This is a genomic window from Streptosporangium sp. NPDC087985 (assembly GCF_044741965.1).
Taxonomy (GTDB): domain Bacteria; phylum Actinomycetota; class Actinomycetes; order Streptosporangiales; family Streptosporangiaceae; genus Streptosporangium.
The window spans coordinates 1-21,911 of the sequence record NZ_JBIUTQ010000001.1 but is presented as its reverse complement, the minus strand read 5'-3'; the positions used below and the strand labels follow the sequence as shown (position 1 = coordinate 21,911).

The 21,911-nt window shown below is 68.0% G+C and carries 22 protein-coding genes and 1 pseudogene; 12 read left to right on the top strand and 11 right to left on the bottom strand.

Annotated features, from left to right (window positions below):
• The first annotated feature begins 39 nt into the window (after nucleotides 1-39).
• The 4 genes from ACIN94_RS00115 to ACIN94_RS00100 all read left to right on the top strand — a co-directional run bounded on the left by ACIN94_RS00115 (nucleotide 40) and on the right by ACIN94_RS00100 (nucleotide 3,757).
• Nucleotides 40-957: a hypothetical protein gene (locus ACIN94_RS00115; protein ID WP_400697402.1), complete on the top strand. Its 918-nt coding sequence runs from the start codon at nucleotides 40-42 to the stop codon at nucleotides 955-957.
• A complete protein-coding gene (locus tag ACIN94_RS00110; RefSeq protein ID WP_400697400.1) occupies nucleotides 950-2,443 on the top strand; it encodes an MFS transporter in 1,494 nt (497 codons plus the stop codon). The genes ACIN94_RS00115 and ACIN94_RS00110 overlap by 8 nt, the downstream gene beginning before the upstream one ends.
• 44 nt (nucleotides 2,444-2,487) lie before the next feature.
• The gene (locus ACIN94_RS00105) at nucleotides 2,488-2,856 is read left to right on the top strand and encodes an ArsR/SmtB family transcription factor (RefSeq protein WP_400697398.1); all 369 of its coding nucleotides are present in this window, start codon (nucleotides 2,488-2,490) and stop codon (nucleotides 2,854-2,856) included.
• Between the two features lie 100 nt (nucleotides 2,857-2,956).
• On the top strand, nucleotides 2,957-3,757 hold the full coding sequence (locus ACIN94_RS00100; protein WP_400697395.1) for a peptidoglycan-binding protein: 801 nt from the start codon (nucleotides 2,957-2,959) through the stop codon (nucleotides 3,755-3,757).
• A 102-nt stretch (nucleotides 3,758-3,859) separates the two neighbouring features.
• On the opposite strand, the gene helR is transcribed toward ACIN94_RS00100, so the two are convergent.
• The 4 genes from helR to ACIN94_RS00080 all read right to left on the bottom strand — a co-directional run bounded on the left by helR (nucleotide 3,860) and on the right by ACIN94_RS00080 (nucleotide 9,148).
• Nucleotides 3,860-6,007, bottom strand: a complete 2,148-nt coding sequence (helR, locus tag ACIN94_RS00095; protein WP_400697393.1) for an RNA polymerase recycling motor ATPase HelR — start codon at nucleotides 6,005-6,007, stop codon at nucleotides 3,860-3,862.
• Nucleotides 6,008-6,187: 180 nt separating this feature from the next.
• The gene (locus ACIN94_RS00090) at nucleotides 6,188-7,417 is read right to left on the bottom strand and encodes a glycosyltransferase (RefSeq protein WP_400697390.1); all 1,230 of its coding nucleotides are present in this window, start codon (nucleotides 7,415-7,417) and stop codon (nucleotides 6,188-6,190) included.
• A gap of 412 nt (nucleotides 7,418-7,829) precedes the next feature.
• Complete coding sequence (locus ACIN94_RS00085; RefSeq protein WP_400697387.1) at nucleotides 7,830-8,198, bottom strand: hypothetical protein; 369 nt, start codon at nucleotides 8,196-8,198, stop codon at nucleotides 7,830-7,832.
• Nucleotides 8,192-9,148: a hypothetical protein gene (locus tag ACIN94_RS00080; RefSeq protein WP_400697385.1), complete on the bottom strand. Its 957-nt coding sequence runs from the start codon at nucleotides 9,146-9,148 to the stop codon at nucleotides 8,192-8,194. The genes ACIN94_RS00085 and ACIN94_RS00080 overlap by 7 nt, the downstream gene beginning before the upstream one ends.
• Nucleotides 9,149-9,288: 140 nt before the next feature.
• Here ACIN94_RS00080 and ACIN94_RS00075 point away from each other — a divergent pair, with 140 nt between their 5' ends.
• Both ACIN94_RS00075 and ACIN94_RS00070 read left to right on the top strand, forming a co-directional pair.
• The gene (locus ACIN94_RS00075; protein WP_400697382.1) at nucleotides 9,289-10,080 is read left to right on the top strand and encodes a GntR family transcriptional regulator; all 792 of its coding nucleotides are present in this window, start codon (nucleotides 9,289-9,291) and stop codon (nucleotides 10,078-10,080) included.
• Between the two features lie 263 nt (nucleotides 10,081-10,343).
• Nucleotides 10,344-10,709, top strand: coding sequence for a hypothetical protein (locus ACIN94_RS00070; RefSeq protein ID WP_400697380.1), 366 nt, complete (start codon nucleotides 10,344-10,346; stop codon nucleotides 10,707-10,709).
• Nucleotides 10,710-10,721: 12 nt separating this feature from the next.
• Here ACIN94_RS00070 and ACIN94_RS00065 read toward each other — a convergent pair.
• Nucleotides 10,722-10,960, bottom strand: a pseudogene (locus ACIN94_RS00065) (transposase family protein); the annotation flags it as partial.
• A gap of 211 nt (nucleotides 10,961-11,171) precedes the next feature.
• On the opposite strand from ACIN94_RS00065, the gene ACIN94_RS00060 reads away from it, so the two are divergent.
• Complete coding sequence (locus tag ACIN94_RS00060; protein ID WP_400699899.1) at nucleotides 11,172-11,855, top strand: maleylpyruvate isomerase N-terminal domain-containing protein; 684 nt, start codon at nucleotides 11,172-11,174, stop codon at nucleotides 11,853-11,855.
• A 16-nt stretch (nucleotides 11,856-11,871) separates the two neighbouring features.
• Here the strand turns inward: ACIN94_RS00060 and ACIN94_RS00055 are convergent, their stop codons facing one another.
• Nucleotides 11,872-12,636 carry a transposase family protein gene (locus ACIN94_RS00055; RefSeq protein ID WP_400697378.1) on the bottom strand — a complete coding sequence of 255 codons (765 nt, stop codon included), beginning with the start codon at nucleotides 12,634-12,636 and terminating at the stop codon, nucleotides 11,872-11,874.
• 415 nt (nucleotides 12,637-13,051) lie between these two features.
• Here ACIN94_RS00055 and ACIN94_RS00050 point away from each other — a divergent pair, with 415 nt between their 5' ends.
• Nucleotides 13,052-13,510: a hypothetical protein gene (locus ACIN94_RS00050; protein ID WP_400697376.1), complete on the top strand. Its 459-nt coding sequence runs from the start codon at nucleotides 13,052-13,054 to the stop codon at nucleotides 13,508-13,510.
• Nucleotides 13,511-13,824: 314 nt separating this feature from the next.
• Here ACIN94_RS00050 and ACIN94_RS00045 read toward each other — a convergent pair whose 3' ends face one another.
• The gene (locus ACIN94_RS00045; protein ID WP_400697374.1) at nucleotides 13,825-15,237 is read right to left on the bottom strand and encodes an LCP family protein; all 1,413 of its coding nucleotides are present in this window, start codon (nucleotides 15,235-15,237) and stop codon (nucleotides 13,825-13,827) included.
• A gap of 203 nt (nucleotides 15,238-15,440) precedes the next feature.
• Here ACIN94_RS00045 and ACIN94_RS00040 point away from each other — a divergent pair, with 203 nt between their 5' ends.
• Complete coding sequence (locus tag ACIN94_RS00040; RefSeq protein ID WP_400697372.1) at nucleotides 15,441-15,953, top strand: GNAT family N-acetyltransferase; 513 nt, start codon at nucleotides 15,441-15,443, stop codon at nucleotides 15,951-15,953.
• Nucleotides 15,954-16,056: 103 nt separating this feature from the next.
• Nucleotides 16,057-17,853 (top strand): ABC transporter ATP-binding protein, encoded by a 1,797-nt coding sequence (locus ACIN94_RS00035; protein ID WP_400697370.1) that lies wholly within the window; start codon nucleotides 16,057-16,059, stop codon nucleotides 17,851-17,853.
• A gap of 51 nt (nucleotides 17,854-17,904) precedes the next feature.
• Here ACIN94_RS00035 and ACIN94_RS00030 read toward each other — a convergent pair whose 3' ends face one another.
• On the bottom strand, nucleotides 17,905-18,249 hold the full coding sequence (locus ACIN94_RS00030) for a hypothetical protein (RefSeq protein ID WP_400697368.1): 345 nt from the start codon (nucleotides 18,247-18,249) through the stop codon (nucleotides 17,905-17,907).
• A 133-nt stretch (nucleotides 18,250-18,382) separates the two neighbouring features.
• On the opposite strand from ACIN94_RS00030, the gene ACIN94_RS00025 reads away from it, so the two are divergent.
• Both ACIN94_RS00025 and ACIN94_RS00020 read left to right on the top strand, forming a co-directional pair.
• Nucleotides 18,383-18,868 (top strand): hypothetical protein, encoded by a 486-nt coding sequence (locus ACIN94_RS00025; RefSeq protein ID WP_400697366.1) that lies wholly within the window; start codon nucleotides 18,383-18,385, stop codon nucleotides 18,866-18,868.
• A gap of 15 nt (nucleotides 18,869-18,883) precedes the next feature.
• Nucleotides 18,884-19,237, top strand: a complete 354-nt coding sequence (locus tag ACIN94_RS00020) for a hypothetical protein (protein WP_400697364.1) — start codon at nucleotides 18,884-18,886, stop codon at nucleotides 19,235-19,237.
• Here ACIN94_RS00020 and ACIN94_RS00015 read toward each other — a convergent pair.
• From ACIN94_RS00015 to iscB, 3 genes are all read right to left on the bottom strand, one after another.
• Nucleotides 19,234-19,899 carry a hypothetical protein gene (locus tag ACIN94_RS00015; protein ID WP_400697362.1) on the bottom strand — a complete coding sequence of 222 codons (666 nt, stop codon included), beginning with the start codon at nucleotides 19,897-19,899 and terminating at the stop codon, nucleotides 19,234-19,236. The genes ACIN94_RS00020 and ACIN94_RS00015 overlap by 4 nt on opposite strands.
• Before the next feature lie 92 nt (nucleotides 19,900-19,991).
• Nucleotides 19,992-20,984 (bottom strand): MinD/ParA family protein, encoded by a 993-nt coding sequence (locus ACIN94_RS00010; RefSeq protein WP_400697360.1) that lies wholly within the window; start codon nucleotides 20,982-20,984, stop codon nucleotides 19,992-19,994.
• Nucleotides 20,984-21,911, bottom strand: a 928-nt coding sequence (iscB, locus tag ACIN94_RS00005; RefSeq protein WP_400697358.1) for an RNA-guided endonuclease IscB, incomplete at its 5' end; no start/stop codon positions are given. The genes iscB and ACIN94_RS00010, both read right to left, overlap by 1 nt.

Sequence of the window (21,911 nt, the reverse complement as noted above, 5' to 3'; positions counted from 1 at the left end):
GGTTCCCGTAAGAGACCCAGGTAGGAGAAAGGGGAGCCGGTGCGCGTGGCGATGGCCGCGATCCTGGTCGCGATGGGCTGCCTCCTCGCTCCGATCGCGCTCGTCAGCCTCTGGGTGGCGGACGAGATCTCCGACCCCGATCGCTACGTCGCGACCATGGCTCCGCTGGCCACCAAGCCGGACGTTCAGGACGCCGTCGTGGAGCGCGTCACCTCCGAGGTCGCGAAGCCGCTGCGGAGACACGCGCTCTCACCTGCCGAGGACCTCGTCCGCAGAATGGTGAGAGCGGCCGTCGAAGCCGACGACTTCCCCGCCGTCTGGAACGACATCAACCGGGCGGCGCACCGGCGGCTCATGACGATCCTGGCCGGCGAGGGCAGCCGGGTGCCATCCGCGCGGGGGGACAGCGTCGGCCTCGACCTCACGCCGGTGTACGAGCGGACCAAGGCTCCGGTAGACGACGTGATCAGGCAGGAGCTGGGAGAGAGTGCTCCCGTCCTGCGCCCCACCATCGACCTGTTCTCCCCGGCCGACCTGGACAGGGCCCGGACCGTCTACACCTGGCTGATCACGCTGAAGTGGGTGGCGCCGATCCTGTCCCCGGCCTTCCTCCTGACCGGGGTGCTCCTGGCCCAGAACCGCAGGAAGACGCTGATGGGCGCGGGGCTCGGCCTGGCGGCGAGCATGGTGGCGCTGGCCGGGGCCCTGGCCGTGGTCCGCAACGTCTACCTGCCCGACTACGTGGAGAATGCGATGACGGTCGAGGCGGGAACCACCGTCTTCGACGCGCTGATCGGGCCGCTGAAGATCGGTCTACGCGCTCTCTTCACGGCAGGCCTGGCCGTGGCCGGGGTGGTCTTCCTCCTGTCCCGCCGGGAAAAGGGCGGTGCCACCGGGGGTGCCGGGCCGCTTGGCATGAGCGGGTCCACAACAGGTAACCGCTGCGGTCATGAGTGATGTTCAGACGAAGACGGTGACCACGAAGGTCCCCGCGAGGTTGGACCGGCTGCCCTGGTCACGGTGGCACTGGATGATCATTATCGGCCTCGGGACCGTCTGGATCCTCGACGGTCTCGAAGTGACGATCGTCGGCAACCTCTCCGCCCAGCTGGCCAAGGAAGGCAGCGGTCTGGCGATCACCCAGACCCAGGTGGCCGGTACGGCGGCGGCCCTCTACGCGGCCGGGGCGTGCTCCGGGGCGCTGTTCTTCGGCTGGCTCACCGACAGATTCGGCCGCAAGAGGCTCTTCATCATCACGATGGTCGTCTACCTGATCGCCACCGCGGCGACCGCGCTGTCGTTCTCCGCGTGGTGGTTCTTCCTGTTCCGGTTCCTGACCGGGTTCGGCATCGGCGGAGAGTACGCCGCGATCAACTCCGCCATCGACGAGCTGATCCCGAGCCGCCACCGCGGCCGGATCGACATCATCATCAACGGCAGCTACTGGCTCGGCGCCGCCGGTGGCGCGCTGCTGACCGTCCCGCTGCTGAACAACTTCGCGGTGAACGTGGGCTGGCGCATCGCCTTCGGCATGGGCGTGGTCCTCGGCCTGGGCATCCTGCTTGTCCGGCGGAACGTTCCGGAGAGCCCGCGCTGGCTGTTCATCCACGGCCGGGACCGGGAGGCGGAGAGTGTGGTCGACGGGATCGAGGAGCGGGTCGAGCACGAGAAGGGTGTCCGGCTGAAGGAGCCCTCGCAGTCCATGACCATCCATCAGCGCAAGTCCATCGGCTTCGGCCGGATCGCGCACACCATGGTCGCCCGCTACCCCAAGCGCACGGTCCTCGGCTTCTCGCTCTTCGTCGGGCAGGCTTTCCTCTACAGCGCCATCACCTTCGGGTACGCCCAGATCCTGTCGACCTTCTTCAAGATCGATACTAATACGGGCTACTTCTTCGCCGTCCTCGCCGCCGGCAACTTCCTCGGCCCTCTGCTGCTCGGCCCGCTGTTCGACAGCGTCGGCCGGGTGCCCATGATCTCCGGCACCTACATCGGGTCCGGGCTGCTGCTGTACGGCACGGCCTGGCTGTTCGACCAGGGCGTGCTGACCGCGTTCACGCTGACCGCCTGCTGGTGCGTCGTGCTCTTCTTCGCCTCGGCGGGGGCGAGCGCGGCCTACCTGACCGTCAGCGAGATCTTCCCGATGGAGACCCGGGCCATGGCCATCGCGTTCTTCTACGCGACCGGCACCTCCGTCGGCGGCATCGCCGGCCCGCTGATCTTCGCCAACCTGGTGAAGAGCGGCAGACCGGGCGACACCGCGCTGGCCTTCTCCATCGGCGCCACCCTCATGATCGCGGCTGGGCTGGTCGAGGTGTTCCTCGGGGTCAGGGCCGAGCGGAAGAGCCTGGAGGACATCGCCGAGCCGCTCAGCGCCACGCCGACCCGAGGGGACGCGGTGCGGTACGGCCTGCGAGATCCGCACCGAGATCGGAGGACTTGATACGATAGTCATTATCATTTGAGCATCTGTTCAGGAGTTTGCCGATGAATGTCCTCGCCGGTCTGGACGCCTGCGCCAGCATGGAGCCGGATGAGGACAGGGTGGCGGCGACACGGGACCGGCTCGTCACCGCGGAGGAGGCGACCCAGCTCGCCGATCTGTTCCGGCTGCTGGGCGACCCGACGCGGGCCCGCCTGCTGTACGCGCTGCTCGAAGCCGGTGAGCTCTGCGTCTGCGATCTCACCGAGACGGTGGAGGTCAGCGACACCGCCGTGTCGCACGCGCTCAGGCTGCTGCGGACCGCGGGCATCGTGGCCAGCCGCCGGGCCGGACGGATGATCTACTACCGTCTCGCCGACGTCCACGTACGGCTGCTCCTCGACCTCAGTCGCGAGCACCTCCGGCACGGCTGACCCACGCCACCGGCTCAGGTGACCATCTCGTGGAGCGGCCCCTCCGTCCCACCGAAGATCCGCGCCGGAACGCCCAGATCGATTTTTTGCGTTAGCGGCAATGACCTCCCTGATCAGCAGGGGTATTCATCGCCATGTGATCAAATATCTGGCGGGAACGGTGGTTGTGATCCTGGGCGTGCTGGGACTCCCGGCACCGGTGTCGGCCAAGTCGCCGGTCCTGCACCCCGGTGACTACGCGAAGAGCGTGGAACGGCTGCAGGAACGGTTACAGGAGCTGAAGTTCTTCCCGGGCCTGGTGAACGGCTACTACGGCCCGGAGACCCAGACCGCGGTCTGGGCCTTCCAGAAGTCGCAGGGACTGGCGGCGGAGAACAAGGTCGGAGTGGAGACCTGGAAGGCACTGGCCGCCCCGCGGCAGGTGCCGCCGCTCGTCCCCGCGGGGCAGCCCCGGCGGGTCGAGATCGACCTGAACAGCCAGCTCCTCACCGCCTACCGCCGTGACCGCCCGGTGCTCATCTCCCATGTCTCCACGGGCGGCGGGCCCTATTTCTGCCGTTACGGCTACAGCTCCAGCACTCTCACCCCGACGGGAGACTTCCGTACCGTCAAGCGCATCCGGCGTTCGACGTTCGACCCGCTGGTGACGACGTACGAAACGTTCTCCTTCGAAAGGGACCCCGGGGGCGACTTCATGAGCGGCCTCATAGGTGGGCTCCTGGGCATCGACCGGCCCAGGGCCCCGATGGCCCCCCTGCTCCCCGAGCCTCCGTCGCAGCGCCCGACCTCGGGGTGCGTCCGGGTCCCGGCGCACATCGCCGAGTGGCTCTACCGCGCGGTCGCCGTGGGCGAACCGGTCCACGTCCGGTTCGGGACCGAGATGATCGATTCCAAGACGTAGCCGCACTGAGACGTGGCTGCGGAGAGACGGCCACGGACATCGGTGGTGTGCCGGCGTCCAGGAACGCCACCGACTCGGCCGGGAGTGGGCGTCCGGCCGGCGTCAGGAGCTCGTGAGGATGACGAGTCGCTGGGTCGCTCGGGTCATCGCGACATAGCGGTCGACCGCTCCTTTGATGCCCTCGCCGAACGCCTCCGGGTCGATGAGGACGACCAGGTCGAACTCGAGCCCCTTCGACAGCTCCGGGGTCAGCGACCGGACGCGGGACGTCGCCCGGAACGTGGGATCACCGATGACGCAGGCGATCCCGTCGGCATGCGCGGCGAGCCAGGTGTCGAGGATCGAGCCCAGATCCGAAGCAGATCCGTGTACGACGGGGACGTCGCTGCTGCGGATGGAGGTCGGCACGTTGGCGTCCGGGAGCGCGGCCCGGATGACCGGCTCGGCTTCCGCCATGACCTCTTCCGGCGTCCGGTAGTTGATGCTCAGGGAGGCCAGGTTGATCCGGTCGAGCCCGATCCGCTCGAGCCGTTCCTGCCACGACTCCGTGAACCCGTGCCTGGCCTGGGCACGGTCCCCGACGATGGTGAAGCTCCGGGACGGGCACCGGAGCAGCAGCATCTGCCACTCCGCGTCGGTGAGTTCCTGAGCCTCGTCCACGACGATGTGCGCGAACGGGCCGGCGAGCAGGTCCGGGTCGAGGGTGGGCAGCTCGGACTCGTCAACCAGATTTCGCTGGAGGTCCTCTCTGCGCAGCTGTGTCACGAGGCCTTCGCCGTCGTCATCGGCCTCGATCAGGTTGTCGACGACCTGGGCCATGCGCTCGCGTTGGGCGGCGAGAGCGGCTTCATGCCGGCGCTTGCGTCGTGACGCCTCCGGGTCGCCGAGCCGCTGTCGTGCCGCGTCCAGGAGCGGCAGGTCGGACACCGTCCAGGCCTGGGCGTCCTCGCGCTGCAGCTTCCGAACGTCATCGGGGCTGAGCCAGGGAGCGCACATCCGCAGGTAGGCGGGTACCGACCACAGGTCTCCGACGAGGTCAGCCGCTTCGAGCAGCGGCCACGCGCGGTTGAAGGTCGTGAGCAGTTCCCTGTCCTGCAGCAGCGACCTGCGGAGCAGGTGAGCCGGGGCCTCGTCGTCGTGCTTGTCCATCAGGATCGTGAGCAGCTCCTCCCAGATCTGGTCGCGGGCCTCGTTGTGCGGAGTGCCGGGGTCTGGTGCTTCGAACGCCTCGGCCCAATCGTCGGCGCTCAGCCAGATGTCCGACCAGTGGGTGGTGACCGTCATCCCCTTGGTGGGCGGATTCTCGTAGAACCTGACGGCCGGCTCGATCGCCTTCACCAGGTCCGCGGACGACTTCAGGCGGGCCACGTCCGGGTCGGCCTCGATCGCTGCTACGGCTCCCTCGGCGACGAGGTCCCGCAGCGTGCAGGTCTGCACGCCCTCCTCTCCGAGGCTGGGGAGGACGTCGGCGACGTAGGCCAGGTACGGCTGGTGCGGACCGACGAACAGCACGCCGCCCCGGTGGTGACCGAGGCGAGGGTCGGAGTAGAGGAGGTAGGCGGAGCGGTGCAGAGCGACGACGGTCTTCCCCGTACCCGGACCGCCGTCGACGACGAGAGCGCCGCGGGATCCCGCGCGGATGATGGCGTCCTGGTCGGCCTGGATGGTGCCGAGCACGTCTCGCATCCGGGCCGACCGGTTGCCGCCCAGGCTGGCGATGAAGGCGGACTGGTCGTCGAGCGCGGCGTGCCCTTCGAACCCGTCCGAGGTGAACACCTCGTCCCAGTAGTCGCTGATCCGGCCGCGGGTCCAGCGATACCTGCGGCGGCTTGCCAGACCCATCGGGTTGGCGTGGGTGGCGCCGAAGAACGGCTCAGCCGCGGGGGAGCGCCAGTCGAGCAGCAGCCGACGACCCGCGCTGTCCGTAAGGCCAAGCCGTCCGACGTACACGGGCTCGGGGTTGTCCGCGCTGACCATGTGTCCGAGGCACAGATCCAGACCGAAGCGACGCAGGGCTCGCAGGCGACCGGTCAGCCGGTGGACCTCCAGGTCCCGGTCCATCGCCTGCCGGCCTTTGCCGCCGGGCGCCTTGCGCTCGGCATCGAGGCGGTCGGACAGGTCGGCGATCGACTGTTCGAGGCTCTCCGCGATGGCCGCGAAGTGCTGCTCATCGCCGGCGATCAGCGTCGGGTCGGCCTTGGGGGAGAGGTGGTCGGGAAGGTCAAACGCGCTGGTAGTCAGGGGGTTCAAGTCATCAGCTCCGATCTGGGGTTGCTTGCGCCATTGCGCGCGGTAAGGCGTCTGGACAGGCGTGACGGACCTGGTGGCCATGACGGGCAACGCTCCGCCTGACGCGGACCCCATGGCCGTTGTCGGTTCAGGGTCTGTAGTTCTCGTGTTCCGGGTCCTGGCTCGACGATCCCGCGTGGTTCACGCGGACACGGGCGGCCTTTCCCGACTGACCGCGTCGAGCAGCAGCCTCGCGGCCACCGTCGCCCCGTCGGTGCGGATCGTGCCGGCCACGGCGGTCGCTCGTGCGCGGGTCTCGGGGGCCAGGGCCGTCCTGAGCGCGGCCGACAGGGACTCGGTGGTCGGAATCGGACCGTCGTGTGCCGCGCCGATGCCCAGGTCGGCCACCCGGCTGGCCCAGTACGGCTGGTCCACGATCTGAGGTACCACCACCTGAGGCGCGCCGGCCCGGGCAGCGGTCGTCGTGGTGCCCGCGCCGCCGTGGTGGACGACGGCGGCCACCCGGCCGAACAGTGCCTGCTGGTTGACCTCGCCGACGACGGAGCAGTCGTCCCGGTCGTCGATCAGGGCCAGGTCGGCCCAGCCGCGGGAGACCAGTACGCGGTGGCCCTGCGCGCGGATCGCCTCGATGGCCACCCGGGCGACGTCCGTCGAGGCGCGCATGGGCATGCTGCCGAAGCCCACGTACACCGGCGGTGCGCCGGCGTCCAGGAACGCCACCAACTCGGCCGGGAGCGGGCGTCCGTCCGGCAGGATCCACGCCCCGGTCTGCACGACGTCGAGATCCGTCAGCTCCTGCCACGGGCCCAGGGTCGGGTCTGCCGCCAGCCACGGCTGGTCGGTGAAGACGTGGTCACGGACGTTGTCCACCGGTGGCAGGCCGATCGACGCCCGGTGGCTGTTGTGTGCCTCGCCGTACAACGCGTTCACGCTCTGGGCGTCCAGCTCCCACAGCACCCGGTTGTCGGTCACCTCCTGTGGGAACGGCCGGCCCGGCCGCCGCGGCGGAGAGTAGTGCGGCGACGGCAGTTCGAACGGATGGAAGCACGCGTACACGTAGCGGATGCCCCGTTTCTCGGCCACCGACCGTGCGCCGGCTGGCATCAAGCCGGTCGCCACCAGCGCGTCACATCCCTCGGCCGCCGCGGCGAGCGTGTCGAACCGCGCGGCGACCAACTCGGCCGCGAGCCGGAACGCGTCCGCCGCGGACGGCGGCGTCACGCCGGTCACCAGCGTGCGCACCGACGGGCCGAACGGCACCAGCGGCACGCCGACACCGGCCAGCAGCTCCGCGAAGTCCGGCGGCGCGCACACCCGCACCTCCGCACCGAGTTCCCGCAACCGCACCGCGAGTCCCACCAGCGGTTCGACGTCCCCGCGCGACCCATACGTCGACAACAACACACGCACTTCGCGTCCCCCATTTCCGCAGGTTCTGGCCTCGGCCGACGATTCTGAGGCACGACCCGGGTCTTGCCGCAAGCCCCCCGGTGCGCTATACGTTGAGAGTGGAAAGGAGTGGGTACTCCCCTTTCCCTTCATCTGGCCGACTGGTCCGTTACGGATCCTGCGGCGTCACCTGAACCGACCTGGTTGCTCGCATGGGCGACACCCGAGATCCCGAGGGACGCTCCGGCGAGAGCGATGGTGACGAGTCGCGCCCCGTGGTGTTCATACGTTATGAGCGATCTTGACCTGTTGCGGTGGCATGGTCGTGGCCGGGGAGGACGTCCGGAGCGCTGTCCGGTCGTCGACGGGGTGCGGACGGACAGGATATATCGCACGCCCACCTCCCGTTGACGGGCCGATGAGCAGGCCCTTTTCATGATCCGTTGGGATTGTGCATCTCCAGAGATGAAAATCCCAACGGCAAACGCTTCCCCCTCTGCCCCGCCCCTGCCGGGTGCCCGTTCCCGGTGAGGGCGGCCGTCTCCGCCTCGCGCATCTGCTCCTGCAGCCCTTCCGGGTGGTGGTCGGAGATGATCAGTGGCTCGGGGACGGGCCAGGTGGCCAGGGCGTAGAAGAGGCGGCTGCCGGTGCCGTACAGCACGGCCCAGCCCGGCCAGACATCGTCCAGCCGGGCGGCCTCGGCGCGGGCTTCGCGGTCCCAGGAGCGCTGAGGTACGGCGGCGTGGCCGGAGCCGGGGCGGTGCCGTCCGGCGGTGCGGGCACGGGAGGGCGGCGTCACCATGTTCCCTCCCCGGCCGTTTCCGGGGTTGTGCTCTCCTGGGCGGCTTCCTCCTGCCGGGTGACTTCGGCCTGCAGGTCGTCGAAGGTGTCGGCGTCCACGGTGCGGAAGGGCGGGCTGTTCCAGGCGGTGTCGTCGGGGAAGGGCTCCTCGCGGCTGGCCCAGTAGCGTCCGGCGTCGCTGCGGATCACGCGCCAGCCGGGGATCGCCGGGGCCGGGGTGGCGGTTTTAGGGTGGTGCATGGATCGGACCTCCGATGTCCGGTCAGGGGTCCGGCCGGCGCTGGTGACGTCCGGCCGGACCCGGCTCAGGTGAGGGGCAGAAGGCATCTGGGGCGCACCGCAGAGGACGGGCGCTCGGCACGGAGGCGCCGAGGTTCTCTTGGGGCGGGGGCTGCGAACGGTCACCCGGGTACGGCGTGGCGCTGGTCGTCGCCTGTCGTGGCGCCGGGGCGGTGCGGTGGCGGCGGGCCGGAGCGCGGGTTCCGGGTGCCGGACAGGACGGGGCGTCGTCCTGGGCACCGGCACCGGCACCGGAAGGGCGGGAGCAGCAGGCGGGACAGGTGGGGGCGCGGGCGGCACGACCGGAGCAGGGGCAGGGGCGGGCAGGGGGACGGCCGCCGGGGCGGGCGCGGGTGCGGTGACCGCAGGGGGCGCGGGGCGGCGCTGGGCGGGCACCAGGGGGATCACCTCGTCGGGGGCCACGACGGCAGGCGGCCCGTAGACGGGCAGGACCCGCCCCAGGCCGAGCCGGTGGCGTACCCGCAGCCGCTCGGCGATCAGCGCGCCGGACGGCTGCGCGTAGTCGTGACCGGGTGTGGCCTGGTCGCAGCCGTGGGCGTAGGGCGGATGTCCGCAGGCGGCGCAGCCCATGGGCATCGGGGGTCGATCGGCGAAGCAGCCACAGCCGCTTGCCGCCTGCCGGTCGAGGACCGCGGCACTAGGGTTGGTCATGGGTCAGGAGTCACTTCCTGATCAAGGGCTCGTCCGGTCGTCGCAAGCGCCGGGCGAGCCCGCTTTAAAGTGTCGTACGACACTAGACGCTAGAGGGTGGGACGACTTACCGTCAAGGAAATGGCCTACGACACTTTGGTATGGTGATGTTCGTGCATATGGATTCGCATTCGCCCGCACGGCGCATCGCGGCCGACCTGCGGACTGACATCGGGACCGGCCACCTGCCCCCAGGCGCGAAACTGCCTTCCGTCCGAGATCTCGCTGAGCGTTACAACGTGTCCCGTACCACGGCGAGCAAGGTACTGGTCCAGCTCAAGACCGAAGGATTGGTGACCACCCGGCATGGATCGGGCGCCTATGTGCGTGAGTCGCACCCGATCCGGCGGCTGGGCCCCGATCGCTACGCGCGTCATCGCTGGCAACAGACCACGGTCCAAGCGTTCAGTTCCGAGATCTCGGAGGGCGAAGCCACTGAGCAGCAGGGACACCAGACGCAAGACGTCTCCCTGGTCCCTGCTGACGAGGCTGTAGCCACCGCGCTCGGTGTTGAAGTCGAGTCATTGGTTTACGAACGGGCTCGTGTCATGACTCGTGAGGGCACCCCGACCCACACGATGACCTCGTATTACCGTCCTTCTGATGTCGAGGGCACGCCCTTGCTCGACCCCTCACCGGGAATTGCCGGACCGAGCGGCGGATTTCAGGTGCTGAGCGATCGAGGGCTCTCGCCGCAGGAGATCACAGAAGATCTGTACGCCCGGATGCCGACCGCTGAGGAGACGCTGCTCCTCGACCTCCCGCCCGGCGAACCCGTCGTTGAGCTCCGCCGTACAACTCGTACGGCCGATGGCCAGGTAGTTGAATACGCCCGTGGTGTGCATGCCGCGAGCCGGTTCGTCTGGTCCTACACCTTCGCAGTCCCAGACTGAACCAGGACAGCGAACGCAAGGGCTGGCCAGACCTGGAAATTGGATCATGTTTTTGCAACAGACCTCCGGGGTTTTCTGCACTACCGGAGGTTCACTGCAAAACAGCGATTTCGGAGCACCTTGTTGCATACGCTGGCCTGCGGCTTTACCGTGGGGTCCTCATAGCCCCTACGAGGGATAGCAACCTCCATCCGAGTACAGAGAACCTTTTTCATCCTCGTGCGACCTCGTACTTCTGCCCGGGCACAGGTGAAGATGATCACATGATCGAGACGAGCCGCGTGGAAAGGCCTGCGTTACGCAGAGCCGTGTACTTGGGGGCGGCGCTCCTGGCTGCCATCCTTATCGTGGCCCTGATCTGGGCTGAGGACCTGCGCTTCATCCATTCGTCAGGGAATATGGAGGCGGTCGCCCGCACGCTGGGGGAGGGCGTCGAACTCAGGGATCAAAGCATCGGAAGCCTCTCGTTCGAGTTCGTCCGTCGGGAGAACGAACAGGTCTACTTCTACCGAGGCAAGGGCTGGGGAGGGGACGGCTACGGCTATGTCTGGAGCCCTGCGAGCCGGCCGGGCGATGTCCGGCACGTGAAGGGGCCTTGGTATAAGTTCCGGGACGACGCGCACCAGTGAGCCGTTCCGTCCTCAGGTGGCCTGGGCAACGCGGTGGTTTTGAAGGACGGCGATGGCCTTGCAGAGGTGGCTGGCTTTGGAAGGGCTGCAGCGTAGCTTGCGGAGGATTTTCCAGCACTTCAGCTGGACGTTCGCTCGTTCGCCGGGGCCTCGGAGCTTGGCGTGGGAGCGGTTGGCCCGCTTCTGGGACTCGGGTTTGTTCTTGCCCTTGTACAGGGAGTCTTTTTCATGCGGTTTTGCGGGTCAAAGGCCGCGGACCATGATGAATCGATCACTGCGGCAGAGAAGGAAGCGGAGTTTATGCAGGATGCGCTGGGTCTTAGCTGAGCATTGACTTGTTCGTCGGGCAAGCGGAGTTGAATGATCAGTCTCGGCGGCCACGTGGGCATGCATGGGCAGCACAGCTCAAATTCCATGGTTCGCGTCGAAGTCTGTATGCGATCATCGCTTATCGTGAAGACGATGCTGAGCCCGATCCCCCACCAGGTGGCACTGACCGCGTTCACCGAGGCCTTCACTGCGCTGGACGAACTGGCGACATCCCTCGACGACACCCTGTTGATGCGGTCGAGCCGATGCCAGGGCTGGGCGGTATGCGATGTGCTGTATCACCTGCATCTCGGCGCCCAAGACGTGCTGGTCGCTCTGGCCCTGCCGACGGACACGGAGCCGGACAGCGATTTCGTGTCCGTGTGGCGTGGCAACGACGCCAACGAAGACACCGCGTTGGCGCACGTCCGCTTCGTCCGCCTGGTCGCCTCGGCGTATCGAAAGCCGACCGCACTGGTGGCGCACCTGTCGGCGACTGTGCGCGCTGTGGTCCGCCGAGCCGGGGCAGTGCCGAAGGACACGCGCATTGAGCAGGGCGGCCAGGTCTTGCCGGTCGGAGACTTCCTCGCCCAATGGGCGGTGGAGGCCGCGATCCACCACCTCGACGTCACCGTTGACCTCGGTGACGTCGTGGCGCCCGCGGCCTCGGCGCTTACCGTCGTCCGGCGGACCTTTGACGGTCTTGCCGGGTCGGCCGTCGACCTCGGGTGGGACGATGTCACCTATGCCCTTAAGGGCAGCGGACGCCTGCCGCTGGCCGAAAGTGAACGCAAAGAACTTGGACCGTTGGCGAACCGGTTTCCCCTCATTGGATGACACCTGCGCAACCTTTTCATCCGGCTTCGCGGAGTTGGAGGACGAGAATCGCTTTGACGAGTTGACTTGCGCGAAGAGGACAGCAGCGCAGTTTTCGTAGGATCCGCCAGGTCTTCAGGACGGCATTGGCGCGTTCTCCTGGGCCGCGGAGCTTGGCGTGGGCGGAGTTGGCGGTCTTTTGCGACTGTGGCTTGCCCTTGTCTTTGTAGGGCACGAGCATATGGTGACCTGCTCCGACGTACGCCTTATCCGCGAGGGCGATCAGTTCAGTGGCCTCCAGGCGGCGGATGATGCCCCAGATGTGGGCGGCCTTCAGATCGTGGACCGACTCCGGCAGCGAGCCCGACGTCCACAGCGGGGTACCGTCCGGGGCGGCGAGGACCTGGATGTTCATCCCGTGGTGTTTGTGCTTGCCGGAGTAATAGGGCCGGTCGGCGGCCACCCGGTCGATCGCGATGAGCGTGCCGTCCAGCACGACGAACGCGTGTCCGGCGCATTTAGCGGTGCGGAGTGCTTGAGCCAGGGTGGGTGAGTGCTTGGCGAGCAACGCGATCGTCTCGTGGATGTAGCGCCAGGCGGTCGCCGTGCCGATGCCGAATCCCGCAGCGATCTCCGCGAATGTCTCGCCCTTACGCAGGTAGACCAGGACCAGGAGGGCCTGCTTGCCCGGGGAGAGCCGGCGCCAGGGTGAGCCGATCGCTGCCCGGTGACGGCGGATGACGCCGGTCAGATAGGTCAGAGTTCGGTGTGACAACGGCAGCGCGGCGCGGTAGAACAACATATGAGCCCTTGGTGTAATGGTTGATCTTGGTCGACAACCCTTCTACCAGGGGCTTCTTTGTTTGTGAATCAAGACGACTCGGCCGCAGCTGACCCACGACCTGCAAGATCGGGTTGGAATTGGCTCAGAAACTCTTGGCCCGGAAGAGTCCTCATAGCCCCTACGAGGAATGGCAACAGGTGTTCTGGTTGTCGAAGCCGCTCTTTGGTCAGGCCCTCATTGGCCAGGGCTCTGGCAAAGTCGCTGACGGCCGTGATGTCCGGTGCAGACTTGGGGAGGGTGAAGCGCCAGCGCTGTAATCTTTGCCGGCCCCTGGGCGAACACTTCAGAAGGCTGGGCAACTATCCGGGATCGGCCTGCTTTAGCAGACATTCTCGCTATAGCTGAACAACATTCTATGTGTCACCATTTGTAGGTGATCCAATCGAAGGTGAACGCATCCTCGACGGATGAGAGAATCCCCGAGCGGATGGTCTTCGCGGGCCTGGTCGGGATAATCCTCACTTTCGGCCTCCTGGTAGGGGCACTCCTGGCGACCGCTCTATTCGCCAACTCCGCGCAATGTGGGCATTGGGGATGTTTCGGCTTTATTGGTTACGTGTGGGAGATAGGACGTTGGGTTGCGATCGTTCTCGCCTGGCCACTGTTGTACCTATTGCGAGTACGTCCGGCCTGGCCCGTCGCCATCCTGGCCGCCTTCTTCTTGGTAGCGATCTGGCAATTCGCCGATGGCTCCTTCATCGTGCTCAGTGGCGTAATCGCGTACCCGCTCGCTGCCCTGGTCACCGCGCCACGCCTCTCCTGGCCGTGGCGCGTCATACCTGTCGCCCTGTTCCTCGCGCTCTACCTTTTCGCGAGCCTGTTCCCCGGCTGACTCCGAGGATTCTGCGACCTGGCCATCAGTGTTCTGCGCTTGACCGAACCCACAACATCGCTCATACCGTCCGTCGCATCTTGCGAGGCACCAGCCGAGGGCTGACCGTCCTCGGCCTCGCATGATCAGCGAACGGGACGAACCTCCGCTACGCCGAAGCCCTGTCGGGACAAGGACTTTTCCGGGCCAGATGTGCCCTTCATCCCAGGCCCTCATCGCCCCTACGGGGGATAGCAACGCGACGCCTCGTACGGGCGAGGGGAGTGGTGGTGATGTCCTCATCGCCCCTACGAGGGGTCGCAGCTAAGAGGTGGTCAGGCGCCGGCGCAGGAGTCGTGGGTGGCGTCGAAGCCCTTGAGGCTGTCGGCGTCGTCGATTCTGAGGGGCTTGAGTCCCTTCCAGTCGTCACCGACGGTCAGGATCAGCCTCGGCGTGGTCGCCCTGGGGACGGGTCTGCCGGTGGAGGTGAGCAGGTCGCGGGTGAGGGTGGGCGCGCTGGGTGCGCCGTTCGGCGAGTACATGATCGTGGTCTTCGGGTACGGCTTGTGCGGCGCGTCACCGATCTTGAAGATGTGGTAGCCCCGCTCCTCCAGCTGGACGGCCACCAGCGTGGCCAGGCCGGAGCGGTTGGTGCCGTTGCGGACCTCGACCTGGATCTTCGATCGGGGCACCTTGGTCTGGCCGCCCTTGACCCCGGATCCGGCGACCGTCCTGTCCTGGGCGACGATCTGGAACAGCTTCTTGCTCTGCGGCTCGACCCACTCCACCCGGCCGGGGTAGGTGATCGAGTAGCGCCAGGGGGTGGTGATGAAGCGGATCTGCCCGGCGGACAGGCCCTGGGCGCTGGTCGCCAGGTCCTTCATGACGAGGGGGGTGAGATCGGGATCGGTGGTGACGGACTTGGTGGCCGCGTCGAGGAAGCCGAAGAGCTTCGCGGGGTCGGTGAGCGTCTCGCCGCTCATCACCTTCTTGACCATGGACGCGATGAACATCTGCTGACGCTGGATACGTCCGATGTCGGAGCCGTCGCCCAGGCTGTAGCGGGCCCGGACGTAGCCCAGGGCCTGCTCGCCCCTGAGCGTCTGCCGGCCCGCGGGCAGGGTGAGCAGGGCCTTCTTGTCGTTGATCGGTTCGGGCACGCAGATCTCGACTCCGCCGATCGCGTTGACCATGCCCTTGAACCCGGTGAAGTCGACTTTCACGAAGTGGTCGATGTGGATGCCGGTGAGCGACTCGATGGTCTTCCAGGTGCAGCCGATGCCGCCGGAGTTGAACGACTCGTTGATCATTCCCAGGTGCGCCCGCTGGCCGGGAAGCCCCTGCTTGGCCGGGCACTCCGGGAGCTGGACCATCGAGTCCCGGGGGAAACTGACGACCATCGCGTTGTCCCGTTTCGGGGAGATGTGCGCCAGCATGATCGTGTCGGTCCGCTCACCGGGGAACCTGCCGTACTTGGCGTTCTTGCCGCTGCGCAGGTCCGAGCCGACGACCAGGATGTTCATCGCCTTGGTCGCGACCTTGACCGGACGGACCCCCAGCTCCTCCGTCGAGACGTCGATGTGCTTGACGTTCCCGGTCAGCTTGACGTAGGCCCCGCCCAACGTCGCCGCCACCGCGACCACGATGACGGTGGCCACCGCCACCACCAACCACAGCCATCTGCGGCGCCGCGGGCGTGGACTCTGCTCCGCGGGTTCGGTGGGTGCGTCGATCAACCCGCTGCTCACGTGACTCCTGAGGAATGGGCCAGGGCGTGCGCCCATGGCTGAGGGGCCGGGCTCCGGCCATCGCTGAGTGTACTAATCCTCCATAAGGGGTAGATAAGAATCTACAATAATCCCTTTTGTGGTAGATCATCCTAAATATGGGTGTTTATGCTCCCCGGGGATGTGCGGTGACCCGGTTTCTTCGCCCCTGTTACGATCCGCCGATGATGATCCGCGATGGCAGACTTGATGATGTTCCGGCGGTTCTGCGGATGTTCGACAGCGCGGTGGCATGGCTGACCGCGCAGGGCCGTACCGGCCAGTGGGGCAGTGAGCCGTTCTCCACCAACCCTGCCCGCGTCGAGCAGGCCACCTCCTGGGCGTCCGCGAGCGGGATGCGCATCGCCGAGATCGACGGCGAGCCGGCCGGATGCCTGGTCCTCGGCCCCGCGATGCCCTACGTCTCCCCGGCCCCCGAGCCGGAGCTGTACGTCCAGGTGCTGGTCATCGACCAGAGGTTCCACGGCCGCGGCGTCGGCTCCGTCCTGCTGGAGCGCGCCGTCGCCGAGGCGGCCGAGCAGGGGGTCTCGCTGGTCAGGGTCGACTGCTACGCCGGTGACGACGGCCGGCTGGTGAAGTACTACGAGAGCCAGGGCTTCACCAGGACCGAGACCTTCAAGGTCGGTGAGTGGCCCGGCCAGATCCTGGAGATGCGCCTCCCGGCCGGAGCCGCCTGACCTCCGGTGTACCGGAGTCCGCCGGCTGATCCGGAGAGCCTCACACGCACGAAATCTCGAAAGGGGAGGATTGGGCGGATATTTATAGCGACTTGGGGGATCTGTGGTCGGCGCTCTCGATCATCGTTACCGGGGCGAACACCCCATCCGCACACTCGCCTACCTCTTCAACGAAGACCGCTTCAAGCTGCTCGTCGCGGTCTTCGCCTTCCTGGTCAAGCACAGCCCCACCTGGGTCCTGCCGCTGATCACCGCCAACGTCATCGACATCGTGGTCGGTCACCGCCCGATCGCGGAGCTGTGGATCAACACGGCCGCGCTCCTGGCCCTGCTCCTCCTCAACTATCCCTTCCACCTGCTCTACGTCCGCTGCATGCACGGTGCGATCCGGCGGATGGGCATGGGCCTGCGTTCCGCGCTCTGCCGCCGGATGCAGCACCTCTCCATCGGTTACCACTCCCGGGTCAGCGCCGCCGTACTCCAGACCAAGGTCATCCGGGACGTCGAGAGCGTTGAGCAGACCGCCCAGCAGGCCGGGGACATGGGCCTGTCGGCGCTCACCGCGCTGACCGGCGGCCTGGTGGTGATCGCCATCCGGGTGCCCACCGCGATCCCGGTCTTCCTGGTGGTCGTGCCCGCCGCGGCGTTCCTGGTGATGCGGATGCGCACCCGGCTGCGGGAGGACAACGAGAGCTTCCGCCGCGAGGTCGAGAAGCTCTCCACCCGCGTCAGCGAGATGACCACCCTCATCCCGATCACCCGCGCGCACGGTCTGGAACAGGACGCGCTGCACCGGGTCGACGGCACCCTGACCCGGGTGCTGCGCAAAGGGCTCCGGCTGGACCTGCTCAACGGCAGCTTCGGCGCGCTGGCCTGGATCCTGCTCAACGCACTCGGCGTCGTCTTCCTGACGGGCTCCGCGCTCGTCGCCTACTACCAGATCATCCCCATCACCGCCGGTGACGTGGTCATGCTGACCACCTTCTTCGCCACCCTCACCTCCGCGGTCACCTCCCTGCTCAGCGTGACCCCGGTGATCAGCAAGGGGCTGGCGTCGGTGCGGTCGATCGGCGAGGTGCTGCAGGCCCCCGACCTGGAGCACAACGCGGGCAAGGAAGAGGTCACGTCGGTCCGCGGGGAGGTGGAGTTCCGCGACGTCGCGTTCTCCTACGGGGAGTACGGGGAGCACGGTGGGAACGGGGAGAGCGGTGAGGACGGTAGGGGCGGCGACGCTCCCGCGGTCACCGGCTTCAGCCTCACGGCGGTCCCCGGCGAGACGATCGCCCTGGTCGGCCCGTCGGGCGCGGGCAAGTCGACCGTACTCAACCTCGTCATCGGCTTCCTGCGGCCCACCTCCGGCCAGATCCTGCTCGACGGCCGCGAGATGGAGACCCTGGACATGCGTACCTACCGCAGGTTCCTGTCGGTCGTGCCCCAGGAATCCATCCTCTTCGAGGGCAGCATCAGGGAGAACGTGACCTACGGCATGGCCGACGTCCCCGACGACCGGGTACGGCAGGCGCTCCAGGACGCCAACGCGACGGAGTTCATCGACCGGCTGCCCGACGGGCTCGACACGGTCGTGGGAGAGCGGGGCGCCCGTCTCTCCGGCGGGCAGAAGCAGCGCCTGGCCATCGCCCGTGCCCTGATCCGCGATCCGCGCGTGCTGATCCTCGACGAGGCCACCTCCGCCCTGGACAACCGGTCGGAGAAGCTCATCCAGGGGGCGCTGGCCCGCCTGGTCGCCGGACGGACGGTCTTCGTCGTCGCCCACCGGCTGTCGACCATCCGCGGCGCCGACCGGATCGTGGTCATGCGGGACGGCAGGATCGAGGAGGTCGGCACCCACGAGGAACTGATGCGGCTGCACGGCCTCTACGCCGGGCTGCAGAGCACCTAGAGACCCAGGAGGGTGCGGGACCCGAGGTCCCGCACCCTCCCGGCCGACAGATCAGGGTTGACGGTCCCGGGATCTGGCGCAGACCGTCGACGGGCTGAAGCCCCAGCAACCGGCCCTGACCGGGGCCGGATTCCAGGAGGCGGACGTACCCGGTGCGAGGACGGGGCGGGCGGGCAGTGACGCGAAGACCCACGGAGGCGACATCTGCTGCTTGGCGTTCAGCGAGCTCGCCGGGGATTCCAAGGTACGGCCATGCCAGGGCGCGAGGCCCCAGCACGAGGCACCCTGGGCCTGGCAGAGGTCGTTGGAGGAGAGGTGCGTCAGCGGTGGCAGCGGAAGGACGAGCCGGACCGGTGGGGCCGAGAGCGGCAGCGCCTCAGGAGACTGGAGGGTCACCGGTTCCGTCGCCGGCTTCTCGGCGGGGCCGTCAGGAACGGAGGGACCGGTCGGGCTGACCGCGGGCTGGGCCGTCTGCGCCGGCGGAACCGGTCCCGGAGGTACGGGCGCCTGAACCGTGGGAGGGGCGCTGGTGGTGGGGTTCGGAGCGGGTCTGGCCGTCTCCTTCGGCGGGGTCGGCTTGGACGTTGTGGGCTGGGTACTGGAGGTTGGCTCCGGCTCAGGTCCGGGCGGCTCCTCCGGAGAGGCCGGCTTCGCGGTCACGTCCGGCTGGGTCGTAGGCGGAGGGGCGGGGCTGTCGCTGGGGGCCGGGTCCGGTGCGCTGGGAGGAGTGGCCGTGGGATCGACGGTGGGTGTGTCGCTCTTGGCCGGTGCCGGTGCCGGTGCCGGTGCCGGTGCCGTTGTCTCGTCGGCTCTGGGGAGCCCTGTCGGGAGCGGCTGGGGGCCGGCTTCCCTCGACCGTGACGAGGTGCTCTTGTCCGGGGAGTTTCTGGTGCCGGTTTCCTGCGACCGCGATGAGGTGTTCCTGGTCGGGGAGGTCTCCCTCGACTGTGACAAGGTGTTCATGTCCGGGGAACTTCTGGGGGCCGGTGACGCCGACGTGCGTCTGGTCCGGTAATCGGATGTCCCGCTGGTGCTCGGCCTGCTGGAGGAGCGGGTCGCGGCGTCGCCAGCCCCGTACGTCTGGTACGTCTCGTCCGGTGAGGGAGCCCCCCCGCCGTCCGGCAGGCTCTCCCCGGGATCGGGAGACTCGCCTGCGGGCGGGGTCTGCGCGCGCGGGAGCGGGGGTTGGCCGGCTGTCGCGGGAGGATCGACCGCCGGTGCGGTCCTCGCCGAGGTGTCGGACCAGCCCTGGTCCGCCATGGCGGACCAGGGCTGGGCAATGATCGCACCGGTCGTCGCGGACACCCCCGCCAGGAGGAGACTGGAGATCAGGGTGCCGCGCCGGGAAGGGCTGCGTGGGGGCATGGATGATTCCTTGGTCTAGGAGATGGGCTCGGGGCCGGAGATTGGCTTCCAGCCCGCGGCGGTGAATTCGGGGGTGCCGGGCAGGGCGGCCTCAGGTAGCGCGGAGGGAAGGGGATCGCGGATGTTGACCCAGTCCCCGTGGCCCACACCACGCATGCTGGAGTTCCAGCTCATGAGCAGATTCATGACCCAGGGGCTGGAGTAGATCGGGTCGGTGTCCTCATTGCCTTTGGTCGCGGTCACCTGGACCAGGACGGAGACCTGGATCTGATCCTGGGCGCGGGCCTGCCACTGAACCCCGATCGTCCTTGTCCGCATGGCTGCCCCGTTGGGCAGCTTTCCGCCTGTGGGCAGGCCCAAGGTCTCGCGCCACTCGGCGACGACGGCTCGCGCGCCGGCTCGGGCCGCCTCCTGCTGTTCCGGCAGGGCATACAGGGTCGCTGCCTGCTCGGCCTGTTGGAAATCCAGCGTCCATGTCGCCTCCAGCGTGGCGGCCGCTGCCGAGACCGCTCCCATTTCGGTGTGGGGGAACCCGACGGGATAGCCGGCCTCACCCATGTAGCCGGAGGGCGGGGCGAGCACGACGGCAGCGGTGGTGGTGTCCATGGTCTGGACCGTCGAGGGGGTGGTCTCGGGCCGCAGGATCTGCCATGCGCCGACCCCCAGGAGAATCGTCCCCACGATCGAGACGATGACGATGAACGTCCGCCGTGGACTACGGTGCGGGGGGCCCAGATCCCAGTCGAGTGCCGGCTCGCCGGCGGCCGGCCGCACTAGTGACTCCGATCGGGGCGCAGACCGAACGCCTGGCCGGCGGCGGCTGCCAGGCGCAGGTACGCACCCCGGGTGGTGGGCCGGAGACGGACCAGATCCACCTCCGCGCCCTCCTTGAGATGAGGGTCATAGGGGACGCGGATCACCGCGCGGCAGCGGGAGTTGAAATGGCGTTCCAGCAGATCCACATCAACGTCCGACTTGGACTCCACGGCGTTCAGCACGACGATGGCGTTCTTGACCAGATCGGCGTATCCGTGGGCGGTGAGCCAGTCCAACGTCGCGGACGCCGAGCTCGCGCCGTCCACCGCGACCAGGCTGACCAGCACGATCTGGTCGGCCAGCTCCAGAGTCGCCTTCATGGCCCCGTGGAGCAGCCCGGTCCCGCAGTCGGTGATGCAGATCGAGTAGTAGCGCTCGATGAGTCCGGCGACCGTACGGTAGTCCTCGGCGTTGAACGCCTCGCTCACAGCGGGGTCGGTGTCGGAGGCGAGGACCTCCAGCCGTGCGGACGACTGGGAGGTGAAGGCACGCGCGTCCGCGTAGCGGACGATGTGAGGAGCCTCGGCGAGCAGGGTGCGGATCGTCGCGGCCGTCTCGGATTTGACCTTGATACCGAGGGTCCCCCGGTCGGGGTTGGCATCGATCGCGATGACCCGGTCTCCCCGCAGGGAGGCCAGCGTGTTGCCCAGGGCCACGGTTGTCGTCGTCTTGCCGACCCCGCCCTTGAGACTCATGACCGCGATCCGGTGGTGCCCGCTCGCCACGGGAGTCTGGGCCTGGGCCATGAGCGTGCGGCGTTCGACCTCCGCGGCCGACTCCGCGGGGATGATCCTCCCGCCGGAGAACTGCCAGACAAGGCGCCGCCACCCGCCGGTGGGCTCGTGGCGCCGGTTGATGAGCAGGTGTTCGGCGGTGAGCGGGACCGTCTCCTGGAACTGCTCCGCCGGGGCCGACGGCGAGGACTGGGCCTGTGGGGACGTGTCCGTCATCAATTACCTCCAGCGTGGAGACCCGGTCCTTCAGGGCCGGGAGGAAACGCGGCTCGGTGCCGCACTTCCGGGTGGGTGGTGTAGCCGTAGCCGTCTGCTCGCTGCAGCAGCCGGACGTGGCGGTGGTGGATGCCCTGCACCGTGCCGTGCCGGGTGGTGATGTTGAAACTGCCGGTGCTGCGGACCGCGACGCGGCCGCGGTGGACACCGCTCTTCTTGCCGCTGGGTACGACGGCGCGGACCAGGTCGCCGGTGGCGAACCCCTTGACCTGCTTGGTCCGGGGCAGCCGCAGCCGGGGAAAACCGTAGCGGTCGGTGCGGGTACGGCAGTAGGTGCCGCGCCCGGTCGCCGTGACCACCAGGACCGTCGACGGCCAGGCGGTGACGTTCTCCAGGGGGCCGACGTGCAACGCGTCAAGGGTGTGCGACTTCGGCGCTTGGGTGCGGGAGCGGTTCCACTTCGTGCGGCCACCTGAGGCAGGGTGAACGGGCAGGCCGGTGGCCTCCAGTGCCCGCCACAGCGCCCACCGGGTGGCGTTGACGGCGGCTGCGTCGCGCAGCGGAGCCTTCGCCTGCCGGAGGATCTTCGCCAGCAGCGCGGGCCTGTCCTTGAGGAATTCCTCGATCGGGGTGGCGTTCTTGGTCTGGTTGCACCGGATGCAGGCCACGGTCAGGTTGCTGATCCGGTCCGAGCCGCCCCGGGAACGCGGGTGGATGTGATCAATATTCAACGGCACGTCCTGCTTGCCGCAGTACACGCACACCCGGCCCCACTTGGCCAGCAGGTATTCGCGCACCTCGTACCCGGCGAGGGTGCCCTGCTGGTATTCCACCCCTTCGAGCGGCCGGCCCGCCGACAGGGCGTGTGTGTCGAAGGAGACCCGCTCCACGTGCACGGCGGCCACGGGCGCCCAGCGGGTCAGCCGC